Origin of the sequence: Parabacteroides sp. AT13, assembly GCF_002272965.1 — a bacterium.
Classification (GTDB): Bacteria; Bacteroidota; Bacteroidia; order Bacteroidales; family Tannerellaceae; genus Parabacteroides; species Parabacteroides distasonis.
Window position 1 is genome coordinate 1,075,965 of record NZ_NQMH01000002.1, and the last position, 19,001, is coordinate 1,094,965.

General features: G+C 46.5%; 14 protein-coding genes and 1 pseudogene. 12 read left to right on the plus strand and 3 right to left on the minus strand.

What is annotated here, in order from left to right; translation table 11 throughout:
• Positions 1–10 precede the first annotated feature (10 nt).
• The 4 genes and pseudogenes from CI959_RS18860 (at position 11) to CI959_RS18875 (ending at position 5,680) form a co-directional block, all read left to right on the plus strand.
• Positions 11–892 (plus strand): AraC family transcriptional regulator, encoded by an 882-nt coding sequence (locus CI959_RS18860; protein WP_005857566.1) that lies wholly within the window; start codon positions 11–13, stop codon positions 890–892.
• A 95-nt stretch (positions 893–987) separates the two neighbouring features.
• Positions 988–3,369, plus strand: a complete 2,382-nt coding sequence (locus CI959_RS18865; RefSeq protein WP_005857568.1) for a response regulator — start codon at positions 988–990, stop codon at positions 3,367–3,369.
• Between the two features lie 83 nt (positions 3,370–3,452).
• Positions 3,453–4,972: pseudogene (locus CI959_RS22145) on the plus strand (sensor histidine kinase).
• Between the two features lie 24 nt (positions 4,973–4,996).
• Positions 4,997–5,680: a response regulator transcription factor gene (locus CI959_RS18875; RefSeq protein WP_005857572.1), complete on the plus strand. Its 684-nt coding sequence runs from the start codon at positions 4,997–4,999 to the stop codon at positions 5,678–5,680.
• Here the strand turns inward: CI959_RS18875 and CI959_RS18880 are convergent.
• Positions 5,670–5,927 carry a TIGR03905 family TSCPD domain-containing protein gene (locus tag CI959_RS18880; RefSeq protein ID WP_005857574.1) on the minus strand — a complete coding sequence of 86 codons (258 nt, stop codon included), beginning with the start codon at positions 5,925–5,927 and terminating at the stop codon, positions 5,670–5,672. The two genes, CI959_RS18875 and CI959_RS18880, sit on opposite strands and share 11 nt — an antisense overlap.
• Before the next feature lie 83 nt (positions 5,928–6,010).
• Between CI959_RS18880 and CI959_RS18885 the strand changes: the two genes are divergently transcribed.
• The gene (locus CI959_RS18885; RefSeq protein ID WP_009275072.1) at positions 6,011–7,330 is read left to right on the plus strand and encodes a folylpolyglutamate synthase/dihydrofolate synthase family protein; all 1,320 of its coding nucleotides are present in this window, start codon (positions 6,011–6,013) and stop codon (positions 7,328–7,330) included.
• A 23-nt stretch (positions 7,331–7,353) separates the two neighbouring features.
• Complete coding sequence (locus CI959_RS18890; protein WP_005857578.1) at positions 7,354–8,769, plus strand: MFS transporter; 1,416 nt, start codon at positions 7,354–7,356, stop codon at positions 8,767–8,769.
• A gap of 410 nt (positions 8,770–9,179) precedes the next feature.
• Here CI959_RS18890 and CI959_RS21625 read toward each other — a convergent pair whose 3' ends face one another.
• The gene (locus tag CI959_RS21625; RefSeq protein WP_172680042.1) at positions 9,180–9,497 is read right to left on the minus strand and encodes a hypothetical protein; all 318 of its coding nucleotides are present in this window, start codon (positions 9,495–9,497) and stop codon (positions 9,180–9,182) included.
• Positions 9,498–9,624: 127 nt separating this feature from the next.
• Between CI959_RS21625 and CI959_RS18900 the strand changes: the two genes are divergently transcribed.
• The 5 genes from CI959_RS18900 (at position 9,625) to CI959_RS18920 (ending at position 15,905) form a co-directional block, all read left to right on the plus strand.
• On the plus strand, positions 9,625–10,017 hold the full coding sequence (locus tag CI959_RS18900) for a helix-turn-helix domain-containing protein (RefSeq protein ID WP_009017273.1): 393 nt from the start codon (positions 9,625–9,627) through the stop codon (positions 10,015–10,017).
• Between the two features lie 637 nt (positions 10,018–10,654).
• Positions 10,655–11,470, plus strand: a complete 816-nt coding sequence (gene ispE / locus CI959_RS18905) for a 4-(cytidine 5'-diphospho)-2-C-methyl-D-erythritol kinase (RefSeq protein WP_057316948.1) — start codon at positions 10,655–10,657, stop codon at positions 11,468–11,470.
• Positions 11,467–12,048 carry a class I SAM-dependent methyltransferase gene (locus tag CI959_RS18910; protein ID WP_005857587.1) on the plus strand — a complete coding sequence of 194 codons (582 nt, stop codon included), beginning with the start codon at positions 11,467–11,469 and terminating at the stop codon, positions 12,046–12,048. Before ispE ends, CI959_RS18910 begins: the two co-directional genes overlap by 4 nt.
• A gap of 11 nt (positions 12,049–12,059) precedes the next feature.
• A complete protein-coding gene (locus tag CI959_RS18915; RefSeq protein ID WP_057316947.1) occupies positions 12,060–14,552 on the plus strand; it encodes a prolyl oligopeptidase family serine peptidase in 2,493 nt (830 codons plus the stop codon).
• A 198-nt stretch (positions 14,553–14,750) separates the two neighbouring features.
• Entirely contained in the window at positions 14,751–15,905 is a 1,155-nt protein-coding gene (locus CI959_RS18920; protein ID WP_005857592.1) for a carboxymuconolactone decarboxylase family protein, read from the plus strand.
• Between the two features lie 84 nt (positions 15,906–15,989).
• Here CI959_RS18920 and CI959_RS18925 read toward each other — a convergent pair whose 3' ends face one another.
• Complete coding sequence (locus CI959_RS18925) at positions 15,990–16,991, minus strand: malate dehydrogenase (RefSeq protein WP_005857595.1); 1,002 nt, start codon at positions 16,989–16,991, stop codon at positions 15,990–15,992.
• Positions 16,992–17,145: 154 nt separating this feature from the next.
• Between CI959_RS18925 and CI959_RS18930 the strand changes: the two genes are divergently transcribed.
• The gene (locus tag CI959_RS18930; RefSeq protein WP_057316946.1) at positions 17,146–18,996 is read left to right on the plus strand and encodes a YgiQ family radical SAM protein; all 1,851 of its coding nucleotides are present in this window, start codon (positions 17,146–17,148) and stop codon (positions 18,994–18,996) included.
• Positions 18,997–19,001 lie beyond the last annotated feature (5 nt).

Sequence of the window (19,001 nt, forward strand, 5' to 3'; positions counted from 1 at the left end):
ATCTTACAATATGGATAAACAGTTCCTCTGCCTTGATTCACCTACAGACTTTATGGTTGGTAAATACATATCCGCCGATGAACTCAAGGAGTTTATAAATATTCCTTGTAAGATAAAAGCCGGGGTCTTTATCCTTTGCATGGAAGGGCAAATACGCTCAACTATCAATATGTCAGAATTGACCACCTCGAAACTCAATGTTGTAACGCTATTGCCCAATAGTCGCATACAAATACATGAGATATCCCCCGACATCTTGATCTATTTCATAGCGTTCTCTTTCGATTTTATGTGTTACGCAAATTTTATCAAGAGCACGATGGGTTATCTACTTATGATTTACAGGTATCCGATTATAAAAATATCCCAAAACAGGGCCAACCTGATCACGAACTTCTACGAGCTTCTCTATCAATATGCCGTATATCCCGATATCTTGAACAATAAAGAGATGATAAAGGCCATTTTTATGATGTGTAGTCAAGGTATCGCAGAAATATACAGTAAAAATTACCCATTAGAGAAACAGGAACTTACACGTCCGTTACAAATCTATCAAGAGTTCCTAAATATGGTATTAAGATACTATACAAAAGAGCATAACGTATCGTTTTATGCCGAGAAGTTGGGCCTCACGTTCTCCTATTTCTCGACATCCATCAAAAAAGCGATCGGCGAGACTCCCCAAGAGATCCTCACGCAAACAATAATCATAGACGCTAAGACACAGCTAAAAGGGACTAACCAAGAAATCAAAAACATAGCGATGGACCTCGGCTTTAATAATCTATCGTTCTTTAATAAGTTCTTCCGTCGAAATGTAGGCATGACTCCACAAGAATACAGGGGTAAATCGTATACCTATTCTTGTTACCAGAAAACATCCGACTAGCCGAAAGCAAAAACGGAACATATTATCAAAAAGAAGAATTTCAAGGGTACCTTTTATAATTTTTACTTTTGTAAAATAATATAAAAAGACATACGATGGAAGGGCGAGAGACGGATCTAGAATACAACTTATTGATGGGGCTTACGGGAGCTAGCGTCAGCAAACATTTATTGGATGAGCATTTCACACTTTTATGGGCAAATGACTTCTATTACGATATGATAGGTTACCCCAAAGAAGAATATGAAGCTCTTTTCCACAATAAACCCGATTTGTATTTTAAAGGTTATGATGAAGCTTGGAATATATTATCCAAGAATGTTTACGAGACGATAGCTAATAAAGCCAGCGGTTACGAAACCGTTATCCAGATGCCAACGAGAAAAGGGAAAAGATGGACTAAAATCACCTCAACGTTTACCGACCAACTACAAGACGGCATCCCTATCTCCTATACGGTAATGACCGATGTAGAGGACGTAATGCGAAGGCGGATCGAGCAAACGATCACTTATGATAATATCCCCGGCTTCATATCCAAGCATAAGGTACATAAAGACGGCAGTTTTACATTGCTGGAGGCAAATGATAAATATATGGACTTCTCTGGTATCGATAAAAATTCTTTTTTATCTTTCAGTCCTTTCTCCCGTTTAGATGAAACAAGCCGTAATACGATGAACGCACATATCCCCTGTATGCTAAAAGGGGAACCTGTACATTTCGTTATCCAGTCGAAAGACAAAAACGGCAACGGCGCTTGGTTACAGTTGAACGGGGAATGTATCGGCTGGGAAGGTGACGAGCCTATCTATCTTATCGTTTACATCAATATCACCGACATTACCGAACAGAGGGAGTTGCAAAAGAAACTGGAGAAACAGTCAAAGCAACTTAAAGAAGCACTAAAGTCGGCGGAACAAGCCAACCAAGCCAAATCTGATTTTCTCGCCCGCATGAGCCACGATATCCGTACACCCATGAACGCCATCATGGGAATGGCGACTATAGCCAAAGCCCATGTAGATGAACGTGAAAGAATATTAGATTGTATGGAAAAAATCAATGGAGCCTCTAAATTATTATTGAGTCTGATTAATGAGGTTCTCGATATGTCCAAGATCGAAAGTGGCAGGTTAATTCTTTCGGAGGATGAGTTCAATGTGGGTGAGCTCTTGCAAGACTTGGTCGTTATGATGCAACCGGAGATCAAAAACAAACAACAAACTTTAAATATACACGTCAAGAACCTTAGGCATGAGAATGTAAAAGGCGATACGCAGCGTATCAAACAGGTATTGATGAATATCCTCTCGAACGCAATTAAGTATACGCCGGAGAATGGGCGAATCACGATAGAAATCTACGAGAAGGACCCTCATAACGGCATCGGAAATTATCAATTCGTGTTTGAGGATAACGGAAGAGGTATGAAACCGGAGTTTCTGGATAAGATTTTCGAGCCTTTCGAGCGTGCGAGCGATGATGAGATCAAGAGGATACAAGGCACTGGCCTCGGGATGTCGATCAGCCATAAGATCATTCAGATGATGGGAGGAGATATCAAGGTGGAGAGTGAATATGGCAAAGGTTCCCGCTTCACCATCGACATGCCATTGGTTTGTCGGGATCAGAAGCCCGATGATAAGATAGAGGTAGAAGGTTTAGAGGTTCTTGTGGTAGATGATGATAAGATCGCTTGTCTAAACACGTCTAGCTGTTTGCGAGAGATCGGGATAAACAGTGAATGCGTATATTCAGGTAGCGAAGCTATAGAAAAAGTACGACAGCATCATTTAGCGGAGAAAGAGTATTTCGCCGTGATCATTGACTTGAAGATGCCTCAAATGAACGGCATTGAAACAACCCGGCAAATCAGACGTTTCGTGGGAGCGGACGTACCGATCATCATTCTCTCCGCATACGATCTTGAGGAATATGAGGCAGAGGCTAAGGAGGTTAAGGCCAATGGATTCATCACCAAGCCTCTCTATAAGTCCAAGCTACTCCAAGTATTGAGATCTTTCCTTGACGAAGGAGACCAGCCGGAACCGATCCGCCCATTCAAGTTATCAAACGTCGATTATTCCGGCAAGCGCATCTTGCTGGTGGAGGATAACGAGTTAAATCGTGAGATCGCCGTAGAGATCATCGGCAGCACCGGTATCACTATCGATACGGCGATAAATGGGCTCGACGCCGTACATAAAGTCGCCCAATCGGAAGAAGGATTTTACCAGATAATACTGATGGATATCCAGATGCCTATCATGGACGGTTATGAGGCGACCCGGCAGATTCGTTCCCTCCAACGAAGGGATATCGCACATATGCCAATTATAGCCATGACCGCCAACGCTTTTTCCGAAGACGTGACAAACGCTATCAAAGCGGGCATGAATTATCATTTGGCTAAACCGATTGATATTGGGGCGTTGATGGGCATCCTTAGTAAATATTTACAAGCGCCCGCATAAAGTTTATCTTGCGTATTAAAAGTTCATGTAATAAAATTGTCTATTTTTAGCGATCAATTCGATTATAAGCATAAAGAGACTTCATGAACATCAGACTTCGTTTTAAGTTAATCGCTTTGTTGATCGTCCTATCGCTGGCCGGGCTTTTGGTTTTCCAAGGATACTGGCTGAAAGGTTTATATGATACATTATATAAACAGATGGAGATCAATATAGAGGAAGCGATGAAGATCGCCGACTATAAGGAGTTGTTCCTGCGCATCCGATCTATCAAAAAAGAACAGGGAGCGCTGGGACCTCAAACCCAAGATGTGTACTTCAGCTCAGAGCTAGATCCGTCTAATAAGCAGAAGATGGACGCAAAAGCTTCGATCCATCCGCAGAAAGAAGATCCTGACCTTAACCGGGAAGATATCTTCAAGACGGCAAATCCCGACTCACACATGAAACTACATATCGATTACGGGGATGAGGAGGACTTTAGCTCGATAGACTCTACCCTAACGGATTACCTATATGTAATCGGCGAGGTGGAGGACATGGTGCAGCAAGCGATGCACGCAAATATAGATTCTATAAAACCAATTGATTTCAAGACCTACAACAAATTATTAACCTCGGAGCTGGAGGCAAGAAACATCGTAACGGAACATGAGCTGGTAACGATTTATAAACCAAACAACGGGGACGAGAAGGGTTGGATGCATCTGGACAAGCCGGAACGATTCACTACGTGGAAAAACCCCGTGCATTTCGATTACCCGCTCCATAACGAGAGCACGTTACAATATCGCCTGTTCCTCAAATCGCCGGCCAGCGTGATACTCACCCAGATGAAAGGCATCCTGATCTCCTCCTTCCTATTACTTTTGCTGATCATTTGCGCTTTCATATACTTACTCCGCCCATCTTAAAGCAAAAGACCGTGGAAGAATTGAAGACCGATTTCACCAACAATATGACGCATGAGCTGAAAACCCCGATCAGCGTCAGCTATGCCGCCGTAGACGCATTATTGAACTTTAGCGATCCCGTCAACGAGAAACAGAAGAAATACCTGACGATCGTTAAAGACCAACTTATCCATCTTACCGGATTGGTGGAACAAATCTTGACACTCGCCGTAGAGAACCGCAGTACCTTCCGCTTGCGCCCCGAAACCATCTCATTAAACGAGTTGGTGAACTCCCTCATCGAGCAATACAAACTGAAAGCGAGCAAACCCGTGGAGTTTACTTGCTCCATCCCCGAGGATATAGAATTGGTGGCCGATCGTACCCACCTATATAATATGTTGAGCAACCTTATCGATAACGCGATCAAATACGCCGACAAGGAACCTTGCCGCATCGAAGCGACAGCCCGGCAAGACAATCACGAAACGACAATCTCCATAACCGATAACGGCCCGGGTATCAGCGAAGCCAACCAGCGGCAGATATTCGACAAGTTCTTCCGGGTTCCCAGCGGGAATATCCACAACGTGAAAGGTTATGGCCTAGGATTATATTACGTAAAAGACATGATGGGTAAACATGGAGGAACAGCCCGTGTGGAAAGCGTCCCCGGCAAAGGCTCCACCTTTACCCTGCATTTTAAATAATAATCCGAAAATAAAGTATCAAATATGGAAAAGATAAAAGTACTACTAGTAGAAGACGAGCCTACATTGGCCATGATCATCAAGGATACGCTGGATGGGAACGAGTTCGATATCACCCTAGCTGCGAATGGCGAGGAGGGCCTCTCCCGTTACGCGGAGATCAAGCCGGATATTATCGTAGCGGATATCATGATGCCTAAGATGGATGGTTTCACGATGGTCAAGTTGATCCGTAAGACGGATACGCATACCCCTGTCCTATTCCTATCGGCCCGTTCCGCGGCCAACGACGTGGTAGAGGGCTTCGAGCTGGGCGGCAACGATTACTTGAAAAAGCCTTTCGGCATGGCGGAATTGATCGTGCGCATCAAGGCGTTACTGCATAAGGTGTCCGTCCAAAGACCGGAAGCCACCTCTTTCCGTATCGGGCTTTATACGTTCGATTCCATCACGCAGACATTGGTCTACCGGGGAGAGAAACAACTCCTCAGCAACCGGGAATCCGAGATATTGAAGCGCCTTTGCGACAATAAGGACCAAGTATTACCGATGAAAGGGATCTTGATAGACCTTTGGGGGGATGATTCTTTCTTCAACGCACGCAGCCTGCATGTCTTTATCACCAAGCTACGTCATAAGTTATCGAAAGACGAGTCTATCAAGATTTTGAATATCCGGGGAATCGGATATAAACTGATCATTGATTGAATTGCTTCAATGCCTGTGCCATCTGGTCCGGGCATGAAGTTCCCCTTCCATGACAATCGATGCCAGACAAACGACCGATAGCGTCTTCGATGCGCATACCTTTCAATAAGGCGCACATGCCTTGCCCGTTACCGTGGCAACCTCCTACAATCTGCACATTCTCGATCACGCCATCCTTCGCGTCGATCACCATCAACTTAGAACAAACACCTCCTTGAGGCGTATAGGTTATACGTCGTGTTTCCATTTTCTTTTTCTCTCCTTTTTATAAACGAGTCGCAAAGGTATAAATAAAATTAACTACATTTGTAGCATCTAATTTACAAAAACATGACATACGAGGAAACGCTACACTATCTATATACCAGCATCCCGGTCTTCCAACACAGCGGAGCTTCCGCTTACAAACCCGGTCTTGGTACAAGTATCGCCCTAGATGATTATCTGGGAAATCCGCATAAAGCCTATAAGACCATCCATGTAGCCGGGACAAACGGCAAAGGCTCGGTCAGCCATCTATTGGCGGCCATTCTCCGGCAATCCGGTTTCAAGGTCGGGCTTTATACCTCTCCCCACTTAGTGGACTTCCGGGAACGCATCCGGGTGAACGGGAAAAAGATCTCCCAAGATTACGTGGTTGATTTCGTCGAGCGTCATCGTTCTTTCTTCGAGCCTCTCCATCCTTCTTTCTTCGAGTTAACGTCCAGCATGGCTTTTGAGTATTTCCGCGACCAGCAGGTAGATTACGCGGTTATCGAGGTCGGGCTTGGCGGTCGTTTGGACAGTACGAACATTATCACTCCGATCTTGAGTATTATCACGAATATCAGTCTGGATCATACGCAATTCTTGGGAGATACGGAGGAGAAGATAGCGGCGGAGAAAGCCGGCATTATCAAGAAAGGCGTACCGGCACTTCTTGGGGAAGCCGAGAAACAATCGGTTTACGACGTTTTCAAAAACAAGGCGGAAGAAGTTGGCGCACCTTTCTACTACGCCCAACGAATGGACATGGTAAAAGACGAGTGCAGGCTGACGGTCGGTGGCAAATGGTTCTTCCCTTCCGTTGAATATGGAGAAATCCAAGGAGAACTTGGCGGTGAGGTACAGGTAAGAAATGCTGTCACCGTATTATCCGCCATCCATATATTACGAACGGAATTGGGTGTAGATATCATCCCGGAAGCGGTACACGAGGGTTTCGCCCACGTAACGAAACTGACGGGATTGATGGGACGTTGGCAAACCTTGCGATCCAAACCGACCGTCATTTGCGACACGGGGCATAATGTAGGAGGCTGGGAGCACCTAGCGGAGCATCTGAAAGTCTTGCGTCAATATTGCGGGCAAATCTATATGATCATCGGCATGGTAAACGACAAGGATATCGATGGCGTATTATCCTTGATGCCGCAAGACGCTTTTTATTTCTTCACGCAAGCCTCCGTGGAGAGAGCGATGCCCGTAGAGGATTTCGCCGTGAAAGCCATGCGTCACGGACTGTCCGGTACCCTTTGCGATACGGTGCAAGACGCTGTCGAGAAAGCGTTAAGAAGGGCTCGTGAGAACGACCTGATCTTTATCGGAGGCAGTACGTTTATCGTAGCGGACGCTCTCCCCTTGTTCATGAAAGAAGACGAATACAAATAATATAACTCTATAAAACAAATATCATGATAGAAAAAATTCATCAGAAACTAAGCGACTCGAAAGTCGCACGCTGGAGTGTACTCGCTTTGGCGGCATTCACGATGCTTTGCGGATACTTCCTTACGGATGTAATGGCTCCGCTTAAACCGATGTTGGAAGAACAGCTAAGCTGGACGAGTACGGAATATGGTTGGTTCACCAGCGCTTACGGCTGGTTCAACGTATTTCTCTTCATGTTGATCATTGGTGGTATCGTTCTGGATAAGATGGGTGTCCGTTTCACGGGTGTCGCTTCCTGTATCTTGATGATTATCGGTTGTTCCATTAAATATTACGCCATCTCGGATGCGTTTACGATGGAAGGAGAGCTTTTCGGATGGAAAGCGCAAGTGATGGTGGCCGCCCTCGGATACGCGATCTTCGGTGTCGGCGTGGAGACCGCCGGTATCACGGTATCTAAGATTATCGTACGGTGGTTCAAGGGAAAAGAGATGGCGTTGGCTATGGGCTTGGAGATGGCTACGGCTCGTTTGGGTACGGCCTTGGCTTTATCTATCACGGTTCCCGCCGCCAAGTACTTCGGTAGCATCTCCGCTCCTATCTTGCTTTGTCTTTGTATGTTGTGTATCGGTTTGATCGCCTTCCTCGTATTTTGCGTGATGGATCGCAAGCTGGACGCTTCGATGGACGCTATCGAGCAAGCCGAGGAGGAAGAGCCTTTCCGTTTGAAAGATATCTTATTGATCGTTACTAATAAGGGTTTCTGGTTGATCGCTCTGCTTTGCGTATTATTCTATTCGGCCGTATTCCCCTTCTTGAAATACGCTACGGACTTGATGGTCAATAAATATAACGTAGATCCGGAGTTGGCGGGAAACATTCCGGCTATCTTACCTTTCGGCACGATTCTTCTGACTCCGTTCTTCGGTAACTTATACGACCGCAAGGGTAAAGGGGCGACGATCATGATCTTTGGCGCCTTGATGTTGATCGGCGTGCATTTATTATTCACGCTTCCGATCTTGAATCAGTGGTGGTTCGCCACGATCGTGATGATCGTATTGGGTATCGCTTTCTCCTTGGTCCCATCGGCGATGTGGCCATCTGTTCCGAAGATTATCCCGGAGAAGCAATTAGGCACGGCTTATGCCTTGATTTTCTGGGTACAGAATATCGGTCTGAGTATGGTTCCCTTATTAATCGGCTGGATATTGGATACGTATTGCAAGATCGACAATGGTACGGGCAAACCGGCTTACGACTATACGATACCGATGGCAGTCTTCACCTGCTTCGGTGTACTCGCCCTCTTCATCGCCTTGATGTTGAAACGTGAGGACCGGATCAAAGGCTACGGCCTTGAATTGCCGAACATCCAAAAGGACGCCGATAAAGCCGAGGCCGAGATAATCGCTAAAGAGATGATCGCGGAGCCTTAATAAAGCTCATAACCCTAAATAAATGGAAGGCGCTGTAAACCAAGTTTACAGCGTCTTTCTTTTTGATGACTGAAAACCATCGTCATTGGAACACACAAAAAGTTCGTTTGAAAAAGAGAAGTAGCGAAACAACTACAATATGCCTTATTCATAAAATCTTTTTTAGCGGTAATATTAATAAAAAACACCCTTGATTTTCGGAACGGCATATTGAAATGTGGCATTTATCCGTGGTCCAGCCATCCAAAAGGAAATCATATGTATAGGTCTTAACGCAGTGGCTTATATATTTCATTAGATCCTTATTATCAGTTAAGAATAGATATACAGCTTCACAAATGTCGTTTTGATTAAAAAGGCAAGTGAGCGTGGAGGTTTTGAACACGACTTCCAATGTAATCTGGCTTACATCATTCCACGTATAAGTGATCGTACATAAATCCAGATTCTTCAATAACATCTGCGCTTTCCTTACCGGCAAACCAATTACTTGATGGGATAAGCTTATTATCTCGGAATAATCCTTTTGAGGATATTGATTTTGAGTTTCCATTGATTTCTGTGTTTATCATTCGCAGACAAAATAAGCTTACCGCCTGCTGATATACCATCAATCCCCCTGATAAAATATCAATGTCACGACTAATATTATCAGATGACAGGGATAAATGATATATCTGACTACGTATTGTCGGTAATGCAGGATCATCATGATAGACACCTAACAAATTACGATGAATTTATGTTTCTCTGGCTATGAATAAAATTGGGTGCGGTTACCCCGGATATCTGACATGATAGTAAGATAACTCAGATTTAATACTTATTTTTGTGACAGGATCAATAAAAACTGACATGGAAACAACATTTACCAAAAGAAATAGTCATGGAGCCAACTTAAAACGTTGGAGAGAATGGAGAGGCATCAAACAAGAAGTGCTAGCCGACAAAATAGGGGTATCACAAGCCACCTTATCTGGCTACGAGAAAAAAGACGAATTGGAACCTGAAGTATTGGAAAAGATAACTAAAGCTTTGGACATTCCGATAGAGGCGATCACGGAGCTTAATGAAGGAGCGCTTATCAATATTTATTCTGGCACATGGCAAGATAACGCAACTGCAGCCGGAAGCATTCAAAATCAAACTTTCAATCCCATCGATAAAATAGTCGAGCTTTACGAACGATTACTAAAGGCCGAGCAAGAAAAGGTTGCCATGCTCCATGAAATCATAAAGGATAAATAAGTATCGATTATAGAGACCGTAAGCGAAAATGAGATAATCTTGACATTATGATCGAAATAACAGAATAACGATGTCAAGACCTTTTTACAAATAGAGAAAAAGAGGGAGAGACCTATGATAAAAACATACGTTTTCCCTCATTTTCTTGCCTAAATACCCCTGTTTGGACTCAAAAGTAATAGAGTTAGGTAACACAAAAGGCTGTATTAGGCAACACGACCGTATGTATTAGGTAACGCAACCGTATGTATTAGGCGATACATACGGAAGAAACAGCCCTCGCATCCTATAGAATTGATCGATACACCCGTATAAAATGGCTATTTTCACCTAAAAATATGAGATACGATGAATTAATCTCGCTAGAATAAAAAGGCCTATTTCCATAAAATACTACAAGACAACCAGATGCTATTATTCTATGCCATTTTCGGAAGCAAGGCATACCTTGGCCCGGAAAAAACGCTTCTCCGGGAGTTTAGATTACAGAATGTCAAAACGTCAAACCTACTCTTTTATGCGTGATGCCCATCGTGGGCCCCTTATTAAAGCCATATATAGTTCACCCGATAAAACAGAACGTTTATAAGGATATCTTCTTATCTTCGCGTATCATATAAAACAAACATTAAATACTATGATCTGTTTCCCGAATGCCAAGATAAACCTAGGTCTGAACGTGGTAAGCAAACGTCCGGACGGTTATCATAATATAGAGACCATCTTCTATCCGATCCCCGTGAAGGATGCCCTCGAGATCGTCGCCTCGGATCAGCCCAGTTTCACCGGGACCGGAATCCCGGTAGACGCTCCCCAAGAGAAGAACCTCGTCATAAAAGCGCTGAACGCCCTAAAGACGAGATACGAGATTCCCCCGCTAGAGGTCCATTTGCTGAAAGCGATACCTTTTGGCGCCGGGCTTGGAGGAGGTTCCGCCGATGCCGCTTTTATGTTGAAGCTGGTCAATGATTTCTGCGGTTTGGATATTCACCCGGATGAGTTGGAGGCGATAGCGTCCACCATCGGAGCCGATTGCCCGTTCTTTATCCGTAACACGCCGGTATTCGCGACCGGCACGGGAAACCAATTCGAGCCCGTGGACTTGTCCTTGAAGGATTATTATCTATGCTTGGTAAAACCGGATGTAGCCGTCTCCACCCCCGAAGCCTATTCGATGGTAACACCCGCCGCGCCCGAGACCTCCTTGAAAGAGATCATCCGGCTACCGGTATCCGAATGGAAAGAGCGGATGGTGAACGATTTCGAGCGAAGCGTATTCCCGAGACATCCCGTGATCGAGCGGATCAAGGATACCTTATACGAGGGAGGCGCCTTATATGCCGCCATGTCCGGCTCCGGATCGTCCGTGTTCGGTTTGTTCGAAAAACCAACCCATTTCAAGGAACAATCCCTGTTCAGCGATTGTTTTCTATGGGAAGGACAATTATCATGAATCAAATAGAGACTTTTTTTGATACGATGGCGGAACGCTGGGACGCTGTCTGCGTACATGATCCGGGAAAGATCCGGACGATATTGGATCGTACCAACCTGCGGCAGAACGCCCGCATCCTCGATGTCGGTTGCGGCACGGGGATATTGGAAAGTTACCTGCTGCCGTACGAACCCCGCCAAATCGTAGCTATCGATATAGCGGGCCAAATGATCGAGAAAGCACGCATGAAATATCCGGATCATCCGCTCATCGAGTTCCTCCAAGAGGACGCTATGAGCTACGAGGGGAAAGGATTCGACTATATTATCCTATATAGCGCTTACCCGCATTTCATGCGGCCGGAACGGTTGATCGAGCATATGAGCGGCTTGCTCGCGCCCGGCGGTAAATTGGTTATCTGCCACAGCGAGAGCAAGGAAAAGATCAATACGCACCACCATCGGCACGCCGATCGATTATCGCTGCCCTTGCCCCCGGCCCGAGAGGTGGCGGCATTGATGGAGCCTTATCTTCTTCCGCTCGTCGTAGAGGATACCGAACAGCTTTACATCGTTTGCGGAAAACGTTTATCCTAAACTAATTATATATGGACAGAAAAACTAACTTAATTCCGGCATTGCTTCTTTCCGCCCTTTCGCTTTACGCCATGGAAGACGTGAAAGTAACGCAATTCCAGCACGCAGGCCCGTTCACGGTCAACAAGCCGATCCTAGCGGACAGCCTCAACGTAAATGGCAAGCCTTTCGAGGCGAAGAATCTATTAAAAGCGACCTTACCGTTCGAGCAAACGCTTGCGAACGCCACGGTACTCGACGCTGACACGGCAGGCGCAATCACCTTCGCTGCCCCGCAAAAAGGATATGCCCTGCATCTATTCTCTTTCTTCTTGAACAGCGACCGGTACGTAAAAGGCACGCTCGATATATCGAGTCCCGGGGCGTTCGAAGTATTCGTCAATGATAAACCGGTCGGAGCCTCTTCCGAGTTGGTGATGGAACCCCGCCGCTATCAAGTAGTCGTTAAATACCTGACAGCGGAAACAGACACTTGTCCTCCCAGCCTAAAGGCTACCTTCAAGAGCGAGGCGGAAGCGAAAGTCGTAGCTTCCTTGAACCCGGAGAAACGCTACACCCTTCTGAATATCATAGAAGGAAAGGATTTCCAAGGCGTAAGTGTCTCCCCGAACGGAAAGTATGCCTTGGTAAAATACGTCAACCGGTTCCCGGAGAGCAAGAGCGAATCGTACGGGCAATTGATGGATGCCGCTACGGGACGGGTCTTATTGCAAGACGGAGGTTTCTTGACAACCGCCAAATGGATGCCTAAAAGCAATCGATTGTATTACACCCGCACCGGTCTGGACGGTACGGAGTTGGTAACCGTAGATCCGTCTACCTACCAACAAACGGTATTAGTCCCGAACCTTCCGAAAGGGCGGTTCGTATTCACCCCCGATGAGTCCACGCTTCTCTATACCGTAGAAGAGGAAGGTCCCAAGGAAGGGACGGACTTGATCCGTGTATTAGAGCCGGCAGACCGTATCCCGGGTTTCCGTGACCGCTCCTTTATCTGGCGGTATGACTTAAAAACAGGTTTGTACGAGCAACTTACTTTCGGGCATACGGACACTTATATCAATGATATCAGCGCTGATAGCCGCTATCTATTGTTCAGCACCAGCGACCGGGTGTACACCTCCTTGCCGCACTCCCGCAACTCCCTTTATAAATTGGATTTGCAGACCATGGCGATCGATACGATCTGGGAGAAAGCCCCGTACGTAAACCAAGCCGCCTTCTCGCCCGACGGTAAACAGTTATTGGTAGCTGGGGCAGGCGACGCTTTCGACGGGATCGGACGAAATATCAAGCAAGGACAGATCTCCAACTCGTACGACGGGCAGTTATTCCTATACGATCTGGCAAGCCGTAAAGCCTCCCCTCTCACCAAGGACTTCAATCCGAACGTGATCGATGCCGTATGGAACCGCTTCAACGGGCAAATCTATATCCTCTGCGAGGATGAGGATTATCAACGGATCTATACGTGCGACCCAGCAAACGGGAAGATCAAGCAAGTAGCCGCCTCCGAGGATATTATCATGTCGTATGCGTTGGCCGACAACGCTCCGGTTCTCTTCTATTACGGACAGAGCGCGTCCAACGCCAACCGCCTTTACGCTTACGACCTGAAAGGTGGAAAGAACCGCTTGGTGTATGATCTCTCGCAAGATAAATTAAAAGATATCGCCTTAGGCGAGGTACACGACTGGAACTTCAAGTCGGATGACGGTACGACGATCCAAGGTCGTTATTACCTACCGCCTCATTTCGATCCGAATAAGAAATATCCGATGATCGTTTATTACTATGGCGGTACTTCCCCGACGAACCGTGCGCTGGAGATGCGTTATTCCATGCATATGTACGCCGCTCTCGGATACGTGGTCTACACCTTGAATCCGAGTGGAACAACGGGCTTCGGACAGGAATTCGCCGCCCGCCATGTGAACGCATGGGGCCTGAAGACCGCCGATGAGATCATCCAAGGTACCAAGCTGTTCTGTAAGGAGCATTCGTTCGTGAACGAGAAGAAAATCGGTTGCATCGGTGCCAGCTACGGCGGATTCATGACACAATACCTACAAACCCGTACGGACATTTTCGCCGCCGCTATCAGCCATGCCGGTATCAGCGCGTTGAGTAGCTATTGGGGAGAAGGTTATTGGGGATATGGCTATTGCTCCGTAGCGAACGCCGGGACTTATCCTTGGAACGCCCCGGAGTTCTTTACCAAGCAAAGCCCGTTGTTCAACGCCGATAAGATCAATACCCCGCTCCTATTGCTTCACGGCAACGCCGATACGAACGTACCCATCGGGGAAAGTATCCAGATGTTCGCCGCCTTGAAGATCCTAGGAAAGACCGTGGAATTCGTGCAGGTGGATGGCGAGAATCATGGTATCGTAGGTTATCAGAAGCGTATAGGCTGGCAAAATACCATCTACGCATGGTTCGCCAAATGGCTGAAAGACGAGCCGGAATGGTGGAAAGCCTTATATCCGGATCGTACTTTATAAGAATATTTATTTGAACGAAAGCGCCTGTGTCTCCCGCGAGGGAATCGCAGGCGCTTTATTCGTTTGCCCAACCCCGGCTGTCATCCGGATCAGCTCCGTTTACGAACGGTAATTTTGATACAAAGATCCGTAATATGTATACATGCGCCTGAGATAAATCCGAATATCTTTGTAATGTTAAACAATAATGATATCCTTATGAAAACAAAAGCAATCGCACTCTTCCTGCTAGGCTTCATACCAGCCTTCGCACAAGATATCCCAACTTCTAAAACAGAACAAAATATGGACAGAATCGAACGCTGTAAAAAGAATTACACCGAGCTATTCGGAGGCGAGGCATTGACCGGACAAGGAACAGATCCGGAAATGATGGACATTCTCCAGAAATTCATCTTCGGGGAGGTATTCCGCACAGGAGATCTTGATAAAAAGACCCGGGAGCTTATCACTTGCACCGTATTAGCCACGATGCAAACCTTGCCCCAACTGAACGCCCACGCCAAAGCGGCGCTAAACGTAGGCGTCACTCCCATCGAGCTACGGGAGGCGATATACCTATGCGCTCCGTTTATCGGTTTCCCGAAGACATTGAATGCCTTAAATACCATCAACGAAGTCTTTAAGCAACAAGGCATCGCTTTGCCTCTGGAGAGACAAGCTACCGTTACGGAAGAAGATCGCCACGAGAAAGGACAAGCCATACAAAGCCGGCTTTACGGCGAGGGAATCAAAGAGGCCATGAGGAACGTCCCGGGAAATATGGGTCCGGAAGTAGAGCGATTCCTCACCGAATTCTGCTTCGGAGATATCTATACTCGCAACGGGCTAGACCTGAAAACCCGGGAGTTACTGGCTTATTGCATACTAACGACCCTTGAAGCCGAAAGCCAACTACACTCGCATCTCGAAGGGAACTTACTGGCCGGCAATAGCAAGGAGACCTTAACGGCGGCGGTTATACAATGTCTTCCTTATATCGGCTTCCCTTCCGCTATCAAAGCGTTGAAAATCATTAAGGAATCCTCTCAGCCCGCCCCAAAGAAGAACTTAGTCCGCCTATCCAAGATCACGGTCGATCCCGCCCAGTTGGAGCGTTATAACGCCTTTCTGGAAGAAGAGATCGAGGCTTCCATGCGTCTAGAGCCGGGTGTTCTTACACTGTATGCCGTATCGGAGAAAGAACATCCAAATAAAGTAACCATCCTAGAGATTTACGCAGATCAAGACGCTTATAAAAGCCATATCCAAACGCCCCATTTCCAGAAATACAAACAAGGAACATTACAGATGGTGCAAGAGTTGGAGCTGGTAGATAGCACGCCCCTGATCCCCGGACTAAAGATAAAATAAAACAAGAATCCCCGCTTTCCGGCACGAAGCCATCTAAGCGGGGATTTCATATATCCGTGAAAATCTAAATGACTTGTTATTCGATCATTTGATATTCGGATTCAATTTATGCCATTCGGAAATAGCGGGAAGCACGCCCATAGCGATCACCTCGTCACGTAAAGCGCAAAGGTGCTTGTAGCTCTTCTCCAAGGCAGCCTCTTCTTCCGGTGTACCGTGCACCTCTTTCAACGCTACGCCGTCTTTCGTAATTGAGGTCTCCCAAGCCATCATGATATGATCGAACTTACCGTTTGATACATAAGCGCCAGCCGGCCAACGGAACGGTTTACCACCCATCGCAGCTGCGATCATCTCGATAGATACATATGACGGGCTTTGGAAGGAAGAACGGCCCCGCAAAGCGATAATGTTAGCGCCACCCTTCGTAACCTTGGTTTGTATCTCCGCCCATTGATCTTTCGTCAAGGCATCCGTACCGATAAGTTCCGTCAAAGGCTTGCCATCCACCTTAGCGGTAGAGGCGAAAACAGCCATTTGCTCGCCATGACCGCCATACGTACGACAATTCTCAACCTGATCCATAGAGATACCGAAATGTTTTGCCAACTCACTGCGTAAACGAGTTGAATCCAATGCGGCCAACGTCGTAACCTGAGAAGGTTTCAAGCCGGAATACAATAAGGTAATCAAACCGGTAATATCCGCCGGGTTAAAAATAACCACGATATGCTTTACGTCCGGGCAATAAGCCTTTACGTTCTTGCCGAACTCCTCGGCGATAGCGGCGTTTCCTTTTAGGAGATCCTCACGGGTCATACCTGCCTTTCTTGCGGCACCACCGGAGTTAACGATATATTTAGCGCCCGTCAAAGCCTCCTTGATGTCTGAGGTAAAAGTGATGTTTACACCCTCGAAACCACAATGGAATAATTCCTCGGCGACTCCCTCCAAACCCGGTGCGTAAGGGTCGTACAAACAAATGTTAGAAGTTAGTCCCATCATAATAGCGGTCTGTGCCATATTAGAACCGATCATACCTGCTGCGCCGACAATCGTCAGCTTCTCGTCTGTGAGTGTTTTCATAAGAAACCTTGTTTTTAAATGTTTATTTTTCTTTTCGACACAAAGATACGAGATTGAGAACTCTTGTCCTAATCATAAAAACGAATCCCCCATAAATAAAAGTTATGAATAGCGTCTCTATGATTATTCCAAGATTATCACGTACCTTTGTATTATGAAAACATTTAAACTAGACAATTGGTTGCCCACGACGAAGAAAGAAGTCGAGGCACGGGGATGGGATTACCTCGACGTGATCCTTTTCTCGGGAGACGCCTATGTGGATCACCCCTCTTTCGGGGCGGCCGTGATCGGTCGTGTATTGGAAGCGGAAGGATTACGGGTAGCGATCGTACCGCAACCGGATTGGCGGGGAGATTACCGGGATTTCAAGAAGCTCGGCGTTCCCCGGCTTTTCTTCGGTGTATCCGCCGGTGCCATGGATTCAATGATCAACCATTATACTGCCAATAAGCGATTACGCAGCGACGACGCCTATACGCCGGACCAACGTCCGGGAATGCGTCCGGACTATCCGAGCATCGTCTATACTAAAATACTGAAAGAATTGTATCCGGATGTCCCCGTCGTATTGGGTAGCATCGAGGCCTCATTACGCCGGCTTACGCATTACGATTATTGGCAAGATAAGCTATTACCGGGAATCCTTGCCAGTAGCCCGGCCGATTTATTGATTTACGGCATGGGCGAGAAGCCGATCAAGGAATTGGTGCGCCGCCTAAAGTCCGGCATTCCTTTCAACGAGATCAAGAACATCCGCCAAACGGTTTATCTGGCAGACAAAGAGGATGCGAAAGACGACGATATCGTGCTCTTCTCACATGAGGAATGCCTAAAAGATAAATTGAAACAAGCGAAGAATTTCCGGTATATAGAAGAGGAATCCAACAAATACAATGCCTCACGTATCTTGCAAAAGGTAGGAAAACAGGTGATCGTAGTGAATCCTCCCTTCCCTCCAATGACGGAAGCGGAGATAGATGCTTCCTACGACCTTCCCTATACCCGCTTGCCGCATCCCAAATACAAAGGGAAAGTGATACCGGCTTTCGAGATGATCAAGTTCTCGGTGAATATCCACCGGGGTTGTTTCGGAGGATGCGCGTTCTGTACCATATCGGCGCATCAAGGGAAGTTCATCGCCTCCCGAAGCAAGGAATCGATCTTGAAGGAAGTGAAAGCGATTACCGAAATGCCCGATTTCAAAGGATATCTAAGCGATTTGGGAGGCCCTTCCGCCAATATGTACCGTATGAAGGGGAAAGATGAGCGAATTTGCGCCAAATGCAAGAAACCGTCTTGTATCTCCCCCGTCGTTTGCAAGAACTTGAACGCGGACCATACGCCGCTACTGGATATCTACAAAGCGGTAGATAGACTTCCCGAGATCAAGAAGTCGTTTATCGGAAGCGGTGTACGCTATGACCTGTTATTGCACCGTTATGCGGATGAGTCTTTAAACAAGGCAGCTCAAACCTATACCGAGGAATTAATCGCCCGCCACGTATCCGGCCGTTTGAAAGTGGCCCCGGAGCATACGCAAGACGAGGTGTTGAAACAAATGCGTAAACCGTCTTTCTCGCAATTCGGACAGTTCAAGAAGATATTCGATAAGGTAAACCGGCAATACGGGTTGAACCAGCAACTCATCCCCTATTTCATTTCCAGCCATCCGGGATGTACCGAGGCGGATATGGCGGAGCTGGCGGTGATCACCAAGAGCTTGCATTTCCAGTTGGAGCAAGTACAAGACTTCACGCCTACGCCGATGACATTGGCTACGGAGATGTATTATACCGGATATCATCCTTATACGTTGGAGAAAGTATATACGGCCCGCTCAAAAGAACAAAAGTTGGCACAACGCCAGTTCTTCTTCTGGTATAAACCCGAGTCACGCCGTCAGATCATGCAAGTATTGCAAAAGATGGGACGAAAGGATTTGATTGAGAAATTATTCGGACAGAGGGGTGACATGAATCCCGCTCCCAGAAAAAGAAGATAATAGGC

Coding starts and splice junctions, on each gene's coding strand:
- CI959_RS18930 (WP_057316946.1), top strand. CDS start 17,146: ATGAAAACATTTAAACTAGACAATTGGTTGCCCACGACGAAGAAAGAA.
- CI959_RS18865 (WP_005857568.1), top strand. CDS start 988: ATGGAAGGGCGAGAGACGGATCTAGAATACAACTTATTGATGGGGCTT.
- CI959_RS18885 (WP_009275072.1), top strand. CDS start 6,011: ATGACATACGAGGAAACGCTACACTATCTATATACCAGCATCCCGGTC.
- CI959_RS18925 (WP_005857595.1), bottom strand. CDS start 16,991: ATGAAAACACTCACAGACGAGAAGCTGACGATTGTCGGCGCAGCAGGT.
- CI959_RS18900 (WP_009017273.1), top strand. CDS start 9,625: ATGGAAACAACATTTACCAAAAGAAATAGTCATGGAGCCAACTTAAAA.
- CI959_RS18875 (WP_005857572.1), top strand. CDS start 4,997: ATGGAAAAGATAAAAGTACTACTAGTAGAAGACGAGCCTACATTGGCC.
- CI959_RS18915 (WP_057316947.1), top strand. CDS start 12,060: ATGGACAGAAAAACTAACTTAATTCCGGCATTGCTTCTTTCCGCCCTT.
- CI959_RS18920 (WP_005857592.1), top strand. CDS start 14,751: ATGAAAACAAAAGCAATCGCACTCTTCCTGCTAGGCTTCATACCAGCC.
- CI959_RS18890 (WP_005857578.1), top strand. CDS start 7,354: ATGATAGAAAAAATTCATCAGAAACTAAGCGACTCGAAAGTCGCACGC.
- CI959_RS18860 (WP_005857566.1), top strand. CDS start 11: ATGGATAAACAGTTCCTCTGCCTTGATTCACCTACAGACTTTATGGTT.
- ispE (WP_057316948.1), top strand. CDS start 10,655: ATGATCTGTTTCCCGAATGCCAAGATAAACCTAGGTCTGAACGTGGTA.
- CI959_RS18910 (WP_005857587.1), top strand. CDS start 11,467: ATGAATCAAATAGAGACTTTTTTTGATACGATGGCGGAACGCTGGGAC.
- CI959_RS18880 (WP_005857574.1), bottom strand. CDS start 5,927: ATGGAAACACGACGTATAACCTATACGCCTCAAGGAGGTGTTTGTTCT.